Below are 11,286 nucleotides of genomic sequence, written 5' to 3' on the forward strand. Positions count from 1 at the left end.
GCCTCACCCCCGCCCATGGCACCCCCAGCGTCGCCGTGGTGGAGGGGCAGGGCGGCGGCCCCAGCCGCGTCGTCCCCGCCACCGGGCCCACCCTGGCCCAGGTGGTGGAGGAGGCCGAGCGCCATGCCATCACCCAGGCCCTCGAGCGCCATGGCGTGGACCTGGCCCGCGTCGCGGATGAGCTGGGCGTCTCCTCCACCACCCTCTGGCGGAAGATGAAGCGCCTCAACCTCCGCCCGCCCAGCGAGACGGCTCGCGAGTAGCGCGTAGGTGCGGGTAGGACCTACCCGTGCAAACTTCCCGCGTCCCTGAATTCAGATCCGAAATCGGCGGGTTCATCGGTGAAAAAGCCAAGTGACTGAATTCCTTGGAGATTTTCACTTCTGCAACCTGATTTCAGGGCTGAAATGAAATCCGCCGGGCCCGCCAAAGTCGGGGGTTGAGCCAAGTGCTTGAAACTACTGCATTTGGGCCCAAAACGGGCGCTGGCACGCGGGCTGCTAAAGGAATACGCGGGACACATCGAAGCGAGGCTGAAGGCGGTTCCCCCCCACCCCTTCAGCACTTCCGGTGAGTCACCTTGAGAAGACCCGCGGCCCGGCACCCTTCTGGGGTGTCGGGCCGCCTTCTTTTCCACGTCCGAGCGTCCAGCCCGATTTTCCCTCAACGTCGGTATTCCTTCCAGAATCCTGGAAGGGGTGACTTGATGACAGTCGAGGTGGGGCAGCAGGCGCCGTTGTGGGTGTTACGGCCCGGGCGGCCGGAGGACCATTCGCACTTCGCGCGCCTGTTCATGGAGCTGGGGGTGGATGCGCCGCCACCGCCGCCCGTGTGGGCGGCGGAGCTGATGCCCCTCACCGTCTTCGCGGAAGGGCAGGGTGGGGTGGTGGCCTACGCCGCCATGGAGCTGCTCGGCGAGGTGGGCTACGTGGGGCAGCTGGTGGTGGACCCGTCCGTCCGGCGCCAGGGGCTGGGGCGGTGGATGATGGAGCGGGTGGCGGAGCACTTCCGGGCGAGGGGGTGCAGTCGCTGGGCGCTCAACGTGAAGCGGGACAACACGGCGGCGCTGGGCCTCTACACCTCGGTGGGGATGCGGCCCGCGCGGCAGGCGTCCACCCTCCAGGTGACGAGGGCCCAGGTGGAGGCGCTGCCTCCGGCGCCAGCAGGGCTGGACGTCGTACCGGCGGGGCCTTCGGACTGGGAGCCGCTGACGGCGGCCTTCGGGATGCTTCCCGGCCGGCTCGCGCACCTGGCCTCGCTGCCCTCGCACAAGCTGCTGCGGCTGGTGCCCCGGGAGCCGGCACCGGGCCCTGCCGCGCCGCTGGGGATGATGGACCTGCGCGCCTCGAGCCGGACGCTCTACCCCTTGTTCGCGGTGTCGCCGGCGCATGCGCGCGCCCTGCTGGAGGACGCCTTCGCCCGGTTGGGTGGCGACGTGGAGTCGCTCCAGGTGGTGGTGACGGATGACGCCGCGCTGGAAGGGCTGCTGCGCGGCGCGGGCGCGAAGGTGCTCCACGAGATGCTGGAGCTGCGCGGCCCGCTGCCGGAAGCGCGCGGTTAGGGCCGGAAACGACAACGCCCGCCCGGGCACGAGGCCGAGGCGGGCGTGGACATCAGCGACGCGTTGGGACTACCGGCCGAACAGCGTGCCGGCCTGCTCCAGCCACGCGGTGATGGGGCCGGGGATGATGCCCAGCACCACCACGGCGGCGGTGGACACCACCAGCGCCAGCTCGGTGCCCCAGTTGCGCTCGAGCACCTGGGCGCCCTCGGGCACCGGCCGCATGAACATGTAGACCACCACGCGCAGGTAGTAATAGACGCCCGCGGCGCTGGAGAGCACGGCGACGATGGTGAGGCCGATGAGGCCCGCGTCCACCGCGCTCTGGAAGATGAGCAGCTTGCTCATGAAGCCGATGGTCGGGGGGATGCCGCCCAGCGACAGCATGAAGGCCGCCATCGCGAACGCCCAGCCCGGCCGGCGCTGCGCCAGCCCGCTGAAGCGCTCCAAATCCCACGCGGTTCCCTTCTCCTCGTCCTCGCGGCGCTCCAGCGCGGACACCATGGCGAAGGCGCCCACCGCGCTGAAGGTGTAGGCCAGCAGGTAGTAGAGGATGCCGCGCAGCGCGCCCGCGCGGGCGAGGTCCAGCGGGCTGCCACCCGTCAGCTCGGACGGGCCCAACAGGCGGAACTGCTCGCCCGGCGCCGTGACGAAGAGGGCGGCCACGCCCAGCAGCAGGTAGCCGGCGTGGGCAATGGACGAGTACGCCAGCATGCGCTTCACGTTGCGCTGGGGAATCGCCAGCAGGTTGCCACCCACCATGGTGAGGAAGGCCAGCGCGGAGAACAGCGCCAGCGGCAGCCGCGGGTCGATGCCCTGGCCCAGCGTGAAGAACACGCGCACCATGGCGGCGAAGGCCGCCGCCTTCACGCCCGCGCTCATCAGCGCGGAGACGGGAGAGGGCGCGCCCTCGTACACGTCCGGCGTCCACATGTGGAAGGGCACCGCCGCAATCTTGAACGCGAAGCCCGCGCCCACCAGGACGACGCCCGTGTACACCAGCGCCGGCTGCGCCTGCATGGCCCCACCCAGCGGACCCACCATGGCGGAGAGGTTGGTGGTGCCGGTGGCGCCGTACAGCAGCGCCGCGCCGTACAGCAGCACCGCGGACGAGAAGGCGCCGAGGATGAAGTACTTGAAGCCCGCCTCGCTCGGCCGCGTGCCGCGGCGCAGGTACGCCGTCAGCGCGTAGGTGGCGATGGAGAGCACCTCGATGTTGACGAAGAGGGTGATGAGCTCGTTGGACATCGCCAGGAGGCTCATGCCCGCGGACGCGAAGAGCATCAGCGCGTAGAACTCACCGCGCTCCGCGCCGCGATTGCGCAGGAAGCCCACCGAGCTGAGCGCCGCCAGCCCCACGCACACGCTCACCACGAAGGTGAGGAAGCTGGAGAACGGGTCCAGCACGCCGAAGCCGAGCATCACCTCGCGCGGCGGCTCGAACATCATCGCCACCGCCACCGCGCCGGCCGCCACCGACGTCACCACGGTGAGCACCGCCTGGTACGCGCGCGACGACGTGGCGGAGAGGAACACCTCCGACAGGAGCAGGATGCAGGCGCCCACCACCATGAGGATGGCGGGCAGCAGCGGGAAGAAGTCTGCCAGGGAGAGAGAGGGCAGGGTCATGGTGGAAGCTCTGGCGGCCTACTGCCGCGTCGAGGGGACGGCGGCCAGGGGGACGGGCGCGGAAGGCGCGGCGGCGGTCTGCTTGGAGGGCAGCGACATCACCTCCACGCGGACCTGGCTCGGGTCCACCGTGGCGCCAGGAGTGCCCACGCGAGCGCGGGCGAGGAAGCGCTCCGTGGACGGGTTGATGCGGTCCAGGAACGGCTGCGGCATCAGGCCCATCACCAGCACGAGGATGAGGAAGGGCAGCACGGTGACGCCCTCGCGCAGGCTCAGGTCCGGCAGGTGCTGGTTCTCCCGGTGGGTCAGCCCGCCGAAGAACACCTTCTGCACCATCCACAGCATGTACGCCGCGCCGAGGATGACGCCCAGCGTCGCGAAGGCGCCGAACACCGCCGTCAGGTGCACGTTGCCAGCGGCCGCGCCCAGGTCGCTCTTGAAGGTGCCCAGCAGCACCAGGAACTCGCCGATGAAGCCGTTGGTGCCCGGCACCGCCACCGACGAGAAGGTGATGATGAGGAAGGCCGTGGTGAACATCGGCATCACCTTCGCGATGCCGCCGAAGTCCGCCATGAGCCGCGTGTGGCGCCGCTCGTAGAGGAAGCCGAACAGGAGGAACAGCGCGCCCGTGGACACGCCGTGGTTGAGCATCTGGTACGCGCTGCCCGTGGCGCCCTCGGCCGTCACGGCCAGGATGCCCAGCATGCAGTAGCCCAGGTGGCTGACGGACGAGTACGCGATGAGCTTCTTGATGTCCCGCTGCGCCAGGCACATCAGCGCGCCGTAGACGATGCCGATGACGGACAGCACCGCCAGGAACGGCCGCGCGCCCTGCGTGGCCACCGGGAAGAAGGGAATCGCGAAGCGCCAGAAGCCGAAGGTGCCCATCTTCAGCATGACGCCGGCCAGAATCATGGAGCCGGCCACCGGCGCCTGCACGTGCGCGTCCGGCAGCCACGTGTGCACCGGCCACATCGGCACCTTGATGGCGAACGCCAGCGCGAAGGCGCCGAACAGCCACGGGCCCCAGGTGTACAGCGTCCGGGCGAGCCCCGTCAGCGAGTCACACGCACCCTCCGGCCCCGCCGCGCACGCCGACAGCTGGCGGTTGGCGTCCAGCAGGCCGTTGTAGATGGCCGCGTAGTCGAAGGAGCGGCTGCCCGCCGGCGCGCTGATGAAGTACACGGCGATGATGGCCACCAGCATCAGCAGCGAGCCGGCCAGCGTGTAGAGGAAGAACTTCACCGCCGCCATCTGGCGGTCCTCGGCGCCCCACACACCCACCATGAGGTACATGGGGATGAGCATGGCCTCGAAGAAGATGTAGAAGAGCAGCACGTCCAGCGACACCAGCGCGCCCAGCATCGTCGTCTGGAGCACCAGCAGCGCCAGGTGGAACTCCTTGATGCGGTGGCTGATGTACGTAGTGGACGCCATCACCACGAGGGGGCCCAGGAACACGGTGAGCAGGAGCAGGCTCACCGCCAGGCCGTCCACGCCGATGTGGTAGCTGGTGCCGAACATCTCGAACCACGGCACCCGGTACTCGAGCTGGAACTCCGGCCCGCCCGGCACGTAGCGCATGTAGGCCCAGACGCCGAAGACGGCGTCCACCAACATGCCGATGAGGGTGACGGTGCGAATCTGTCCCGCCTCGCTCGCGGGCAGTACCAGCACCAGCGCCGCGAAGAGGAGCGGCAGGAAGACGACGAGGTTGAGCAGGTGGTTGTCGAAGAAGCTCATTGCAGCACCTGGATGAGGGCGTAGGCCACGCCGCCCAGCAGGGCGAGGGCCATGACTGCGGCGTAGGCCTGGGCGTCGCCCGACTGTACGTACCGGAGCGCGCTGCCCACGCGCGCCGTCACCCACGCCGTGCCGCGCACCGCCACGGTGTCGATGAGGAGCGCGTCCACCACGCGGAAGAGGATGAAGCTCATGAACTTCACGGGACGGATGACGATGAGCTCGTACAGCTCATCCACGTAGAACTTGTTCTGCGCCGCGCGGCGCGCCGCCCGCGCGAAGGCCGGCGCCGGCTGGCCCACCCGCGCCGGGAAGAAGCGCAGGTACAGGAAGGCCGCGGACACGCCGCCCGTCAGCGCCACCAGCCACGCCTTGAGGTAGTCCACGAAGGAGGGGACGCTGTGGTCCAGCTCCACCGTCTTCGCGCCCTCGGTGATGCGGTTCATGGCCCCGAACACCGGGCTGAGGAAGTTCTCGAAGATGGGCTGCGGCCGGCCGTCCGCCGCGCTGCGCATCAGCGGGAAGGCGTAGACGGCCGCCACCACGCTGAGCACCGCCAGCACCACCAGCGGCAGCGTCATCTGCCAGGCGCTCTCGTGCGCGTGCTCCACCCGCGCCTCCTTCGAGCGGGGACCCTCGAAGGTGAGCAGGTACAGGCGCGTCATGTAGAAGGCCGTGCACGCCGCGATGAGCAGGCCCAGGTAGTAGACGAGGCTCGACGTCCACTCCAACCCGTGCAGGTGGTTGTGGTGCACGCCGTGGAAGATGGCGTCCTTGGAGAAGAAGCCGGACAGCGGGACGATACCGGTGATGGCCAGCGTGGCCACCAGGAAGGTGCCCCACGTCCACTTCATCTCGTGGCGCAGGCCGCCCAGCTTCTTGATGTCCGTCTCGTCCCCGTTGCCGTGCATGACGCTGCCGGCGCCGAGGAACAGGCAGGCCTTGAAGAAGGCGTGGGTGACCAGGTGCAGCACCGCCGCCCAGAAGATGCCCATGCCCACGCCCATGAACATGATGCCCAGCTGGGACACCGTGGAGTAGGCGAGCACCTTCTTGATGTCGTCCTGCGCGAAGGCGATGAGCGCCGCCAGGAGCGAGGTGAGCGCGCCGATGATGGCCACCGTGGCCATGGCCGTGGGGCTCAGCACCAGCAGCGCGGACATGCGGCTGAAGAGGTAGACGCCCGCGGTGACCATCGTCGCCGCGTGGATGAGGGCGGACACCGGCGTCGGGCCGGCCATGGCGTCCGGCAGCCAGACGTACAGCGGCAGCTGCGCGCTCTTGCCCGCCGCGCCCAGCAGGAACAGCAGCAGCGCGGTGGTCATCACCCCACCGAAGGTGTAGCCCGCCAGCGGGCCGGCCTCGATGGGCGTCGTCAGGTCCACCTGGTCGGTGCCGCGGTCCACCAGCGCCTCGGCCATCTTCTCCAGGCCCTTGAAGGTGACGGGGCCCTTCTCCTGCAGCGACGAGACGTAGCGCTCGGCGCTGGAGCCGGCGTGCGCGTAGTCCGCCGTGTTCGCCTGCCGCGTGAAGGCCGACACCAGCAGCACCAGCAGGAAGGTGCCGATGAGGAACGCGAAGTCACCGATGCGGTTGGTGACGAAGGCCTTGCGCCCCGCCCACGCCTTGGCCGGGTCCGTGTACCAGAAGCCGATGAGCAGGTAGCTGGCCATGCCCACGCCCTCCCAGCCCACGAAGAGCAGGACGAGGTTGTCGGCCAGCACCAGCGTCAGCATCGCCGCGACGAACAGGTTGAGGTACGCGAAGAAGCGCCAGTACCCGTCGTCGTGCTCCATGTAGCTGGTGGAGTACAGGTGGATGAGGAAGCCCACGCCGGTGATGACCAGCAGGAGGATTCCGGACAGGTGGTCCACCGCCAGCCCGAAGTTCACCCGGAAGTCACCCACGGCGAACCAGGTGCCGTAGTCGTACGTCAGCGCGTAGCGCACGAAGTCGGCTTCGATGCCGAAGGGGTTCCGGTAGAAGGCGAGCAGGCGCCGCGAGCCCTCGACGGAGCCCGGGCCGGTGTGGCTGGTGGCCCAGAAGGCCAGCACGCTCAGCACGAAGGCGCCGGCCACCGCGGACAGGGCGACGAGGTGGACGTTGGCCCGGCCCAGCATCCGGCCGAACACGCCACAGACGAACGCGCCCAACAGGGGCAGCGCGATGATGAGCCACAGAGAGGGCGCCAGCTGTTCCGGAGGGACAGGCGCCACCTGGAAGAAATCGGCGAGAGTCATGGGAAGAAGGCTCCTGGCGGAACAGGCGTCAGTGCTTCATCGTCCGGATGTCTTCCACCAGGACGCTGCCACGGCTGCGGAAGACGGCGATGACGATGGCCAGACCGATGGCCGCCTCCGCCGCCGCCACCGCGATGACGAAGAAGGCGGAGACGTGGCCGACGGCATCCCCGCGCATGCGCGCGAAGGCCAGGAACGTCAGGTTGGCCGCGTTGAGCATCAGCTCCACGCACATGAAGACGACCAGGGCGTTGCGGCGCACCAGCACGCCGAACATGCCCATGCAGAACAGCGCGGCGGCTAGCAGGAGGTAGTAGGTGATGGGAACCATGGGCCGATTCGGGGACTCGCGGGCGGCAACTTCCGCCGCCATGTAGCACAGAAAGTTGTCCGCAACGGGCGATCAGATTCGCGACTTCGCCACCACGACCGCGCCCACCATCGCCACCAGCAGCAGGAGGCTGACCGCTTCGAAGGGCAGGAGCCACTGGGTGAAGATGGTCTGCCCCAGCAGCGCCATGGTGCCGAAGGTCGCCTGCGCCTCCTGCGCCATGACCGGCGCGTCGCCGGGCACCTTGAGCAGGGTGATGACCAGCACCGCCAGCAGGCCCACCGTCGCCGCGCCACCCACCAGGCGCGCCAGCGTGGGCCGCCCGCGCGTGGGCGACTCACCCAGGTTGAGCAGCATGATGACGAAGAGGAACAGCACCATGATGGCGCCCGCGTAGACGAGCACCTGCATCACCGCCACGGTGTGTGCCCACAGCAGCACGTAGATGCCGGCCAGGAAGAAGAACGTGGACACCAGCGCCATGGCCGAGTTGATGGGGCTGCGCGCGAAGATGACCATTCCGGCCGACAGCAGCGTCAGGAGCGCGAACGCTCCGAAGAGGATGAGCTCGATGTTCAAGACCAGTCTCCGAACGAACCCCAGGGCTTGTCGCCGAACGGGCAGCGCTTCTCACGGATGTGCGCCTCGAACTCGTCCCGGAACCGCATGAGGAACGAGTGCGTGGGCAGCGCCGCCGCGTCGCCGAGCGCGCAGATGGTGTTGCCCAGGCCGATGGGCGGGTACGGCGCGATGGACGAGGCCACGTTGGACAGCATGTCCACGTCGCCCGGCTCGCCGCGGCCCTCTTCAATCTTGCGCAGAAGGCGCGTCTGCCACGGCGTGCCCTCGCGGCACGGCGTGCACTGGCCGCAGGACTCCTCCGCGTAGAAGCGGGCCACGCGCCAGAGGCTGCGCACCATGCAGGTGGCGTCGTCCATGACGATGACGCCGCCGGAGCCCGCCATGGTCTGCTTCACCTTGAGGGCCTCGAACTCCATGGCCACGTCCAGCTCGTCCGCGCCCAGCACCGGCGCCGAGGAGCCGCCCGGAATCACGGCCTTCACCTTGCGGCCCTTGGGCATGCCCCGGCCGTACTTGTCGTCGAAGATGAGCTCCGAGAGGGTCGTGAACATCGACACCTCGTACACGCCCGGCCGGTTCACCGTCCCGGAGAGGCAGACGAGGCGGGTGCCACCCGACTTGTCGGTGCCCAGCTTCGCGTAGGCGTCCGAGCCCTTCTGGAACACGGCCGGCACGCTGGCGAGCGTCTCCACGTTGTTCACCACCGTGGGGCAGCCGAACAGGCCCACCACCGCGGGGAACGGCGGCTTCAGCCGGGGCCAGCCCTTCTTGCCCTCGAGGCTCTCCAGCAGCGCCGTCTCCTCGCCGCAGATGTACGCGCCCGCGCCGCGGACCAGGTACACGTTCAGCTCATAGTCCTTGCCCATGAGCTTCTTGCCGAAGATGCCGGCCTTGTACGCCTCGTCGATGGCCGCCTGGCAGCGCTGCGCCGGGAACTTGAACTCGCCGCGCAGGTACACGTAGCAGGTGTGCACGCCCAGCGCGTACGACGCGATGGCGATGCCCTCCAGCATCATGTGCGGGTCGTCCTCGAGGATGTAGCGGTCCTTGAAGGTGCCCGGCTCGGACTCGTCGCCGTTGACGGCGAGGTACTTGGGCTTGGGGCTGTCCTTGGGGACGAAGCTCCACTTGAGGCCCGTGGGGAAGCCCGCGCCGCCGCGCCCGCGGAGGTTGGACTTCTTCACCTCGTCGATGATGGCGGCCGGCTGCATCTCGAGCGCGCGCTTCAGCGCCTCGTAGCCGCCGCGCTGCCGGTAGCTGTCCAGGGTCCAGGACTGCGGCTTGCCCCAGGCCGCCGAGATGATCGGTTCAATCGCCTTTGCCGTAGAGGCCATGTTGATGACGTCCTGAAAAGGAAGGGGTGGAGGATCAGCTCAGCTTCGCCAGGATGGCGTCGAGCTTCGCCTTGGTGAGGCTCTCGTGGTGATCCTCATTGATTTGCAGGCACGGCGCCGTACCGCACGAGGCCAGGCACTCGGTCTCCCGCAAGGTGAACTTCTCGTTGGCTTCACCCGCCTTGAGGCCGAGCTTCTCCTCCAGGTAGGCGAGCATCTTCTCGGCGCCCCAGAGCGAGCACGAGAGGTTCGTGCAGACGTCGATGACGTACTTGCCTGGCTTCTTGAGGTGGTACATCACGTAGAAGCTCGCCACCTCCATGGCGCGCTCCGGCGTGACTTCCAGATTCTTGGCCACCAGTCGCAGGCCCTCGGGCGGCAGCCAGCCCTTGATGTCCTGGAGCAGCCGCAGAGCGGGGAGCATGCCCGCGCTTTTGCGATCCGGAGGGTAGTGGGAGATGATCTCCGCGATTCCCGCGTCGAACTTCTTCTGCTCTTCAGGGGTGAACAAAGGCTCCGCCATGGCGGGGCGTACGTATTGCCCCAATGGCTTCGTTGTCAACATAAACCCTCGACGCTACACTGGGCGGCCATCAGCAAATTGCCGAGCGATTTCAACCCCTTGTTATGAGCCCGGGACCAGAGGACAAGCGCCAGCACACCCGGGTCCCGGCCGTGCTGAGGGTGGACTACACGGACGGGCGTCAGGCCCGGGACGTGACGGAGAACCTGTCCCATACGGGTCTCTTCGTGCAGACCGAGCAGGCATTCACCCTGGGTGACCCCGTCCGGCTCGCACTTTCTTTCCCGGGGCTGCTGGATCCGGTAGAAGTCACCGGAACCGTGGCCTGGGTCAGGCCGGCGGCCCCCGATCATCCCGGGGGCGTTGGCGTCCGCGTCGAGCGCGAAGAGGACCGGCGGAAACTGGGTGACATCTTGAGTGCGGCAGGACCAGACAGCCACGCGCCCCACGCCGAGCACGAGGGGTACCGTGTGCTCATCGTCGAGGACAACCCGCACATCATCGAGATGTACAGCTACGTCCTGAAGAAGCTGGCCAGCGGCGAGCTTCACGGGAAGGTGCCGCTGGAGGTCCACTTCGCGCCGGACGGGCACCACGCGCTCCTCATGCTGCGCGAGGGCCGCTTCAACCTGGTGATGACCGACCTCTACATGCCGGTGATGGACGGCTTCGCCCTCGTGGAGCGCATCCGCGAGGAGGAGGCCCTGAGGACCATCCCCATCATCGCCATCTCCGCCGGCGGCAAGGAGGCGCAGGACCGCGCCCTGCAGCTCGGCGTGGACATCTACCTGCGCAAGCCCGTGCGCTTCGTGGAAGTGCTGGAGACGGTGAAGCAGCTGTTGCGCATCAAGTAGACCCGGCGCTTCACCCAAAGTCGCACGTTGAGCCGTGGCGCCGGGATGGCGTAGACTCTCCCACCCATGCCGAAGCCCGCCATCAACCGCGACACCGTCAGTGGCGAGGCGCTGTTCATCCTCCGCAACCTGAGGGAGAACGGCCGTCTTGGACGCTCGAACAAGCTGGCCGATGTGAAGGCCGCGCTCGAGCCGTCCGTGTCGCTCGAGTTCGACAACTACTTCTTCTTCCTTCGCAAGTTCCACTACATCGCCATGGACCGCGAGGCCCAGCTCAAGCTCACCGAGCAGGGCGAGCGCGTGGCGGGAGGGGACCTGCAGGAGCGGTTCAGCTCCGAGGTCGGCGAGTTCTTCGCGGACCAGCTCGGCTCCGCCGACGAGGAGCCCCCCGCGGCGCCTCCCGCCGACGAGCCGCTGGTGGTGCCGCCGCCTCCGCCGGAGCTGCTGCTGGACGAGGCGGAGGTCGTGGTGCCCCCCGCGCCCCCGGCC

10 protein-coding genes and 1 pseudogene are annotated in these 11,286 nt (G+C 68.4%); 4 read left to right on the forward strand and 7 right to left on the reverse strand.

Going from position 1 to position 11,286, the window contains the following annotated elements; genetic code table 11:
* Together HG543_RS45565 and HG543_RS45570 are read left to right on the forward strand one after the other, a co-directional pair.
* On the forward strand, positions 1-263 hold a 263-nt coding region (locus HG543_RS45565), incomplete at its 5' end, for a helix-turn-helix domain-containing protein (protein WP_281404537.1).
* A gap of 443 nt (positions 264-706) precedes the next feature.
* Positions 707-1,561, forward strand: coding sequence for a GNAT family N-acetyltransferase (locus HG543_RS45570; RefSeq protein ID WP_169351247.1), 855 nt, complete (start codon positions 707-709; stop codon positions 1,559-1,561).
* Between the two features lie 69 nt (positions 1,562-1,630).
* Here the strand turns inward: HG543_RS45570 and HG543_RS45575 are convergent, their stop codons facing one another.
* From HG543_RS45575 to HG543_RS45605, 7 genes are all read right to left on the reverse strand, one after another.
* Positions 1,631-3,190, reverse strand: coding sequence for an NADH-quinone oxidoreductase subunit N (locus HG543_RS45575; RefSeq protein WP_169351239.1), 1,560 nt, complete (start codon positions 3,188-3,190; stop codon positions 1,631-1,633).
* Positions 3,191-3,208: 18 nt separating this feature from the next.
* Positions 3,209-4,933 (reverse strand): complex I subunit 4 family protein, encoded by a 1,725-nt coding sequence (locus HG543_RS45580; protein WP_169351240.1) that lies wholly within the window; start codon positions 4,931-4,933, stop codon positions 3,209-3,211.
* On the reverse strand, positions 4,930-7,173 hold the full coding sequence (nuoL, locus tag HG543_RS45585) for an NADH-quinone oxidoreductase subunit L (protein WP_169351241.1): 2,244 nt from the start codon (positions 7,171-7,173) through the stop codon (positions 4,930-4,932). Before nuoL ends, HG543_RS45580 begins: the two co-directional genes overlap by 4 nt.
* Positions 7,174-7,201: 28 nt before the next feature.
* Positions 7,202-7,504, reverse strand: coding sequence for an NADH-quinone oxidoreductase subunit NuoK (nuoK, locus tag HG543_RS45590; protein WP_169351242.1), 303 nt, complete (start codon positions 7,502-7,504; stop codon positions 7,202-7,204).
* 72 nt (positions 7,505-7,576) lie between these two features.
* A complete protein-coding gene (locus HG543_RS45595) occupies positions 7,577-8,083 on the reverse strand; it encodes an NADH-quinone oxidoreductase subunit J family protein (RefSeq protein ID WP_169351243.1) in 507 nt (168 codons plus the stop codon).
* A complete protein-coding gene (nuoF, locus tag HG543_RS45600; RefSeq protein ID WP_169351244.1) occupies positions 8,080-9,420 on the reverse strand; it encodes an NADH-quinone oxidoreductase subunit NuoF in 1,341 nt (446 codons plus the stop codon). Before nuoF ends, HG543_RS45595 begins: the two co-directional genes overlap by 4 nt.
* 34 nt (positions 9,421-9,454) lie before the next feature.
* The gene (locus HG543_RS45605) at positions 9,455-9,943 is read right to left on the reverse strand and encodes an NADH-quinone oxidoreductase subunit NuoE family protein (protein WP_169351245.1); all 489 of its coding nucleotides are present in this window, start codon (positions 9,941-9,943) and stop codon (positions 9,455-9,457) included.
* Between the two features lie 104 nt (positions 9,944-10,047).
* Between HG543_RS45605 and HG543_RS56905 the strand changes: the two genes are divergently transcribed.
* Positions 10,048-10,797, forward strand: a complete 750-nt coding sequence (locus HG543_RS56905) for a TIGR02266 family protein (RefSeq protein ID WP_169351246.1) — start codon at positions 10,048-10,050, stop codon at positions 10,795-10,797.
* A 66-nt stretch (positions 10,798-10,863) separates the two neighbouring features.
* Positions 10,864-11,286, forward strand: a pseudogene (locus HG543_RS45615) (serine/threonine-protein kinase); the annotation flags it as partial.

The organism is Pyxidicoccus fallax (assembly GCF_012933655.1).
Classification (GTDB): domain Bacteria; phylum Myxococcota; class Myxococcia; order Myxococcales; family Myxococcaceae; genus Myxococcus; species Myxococcus fallax.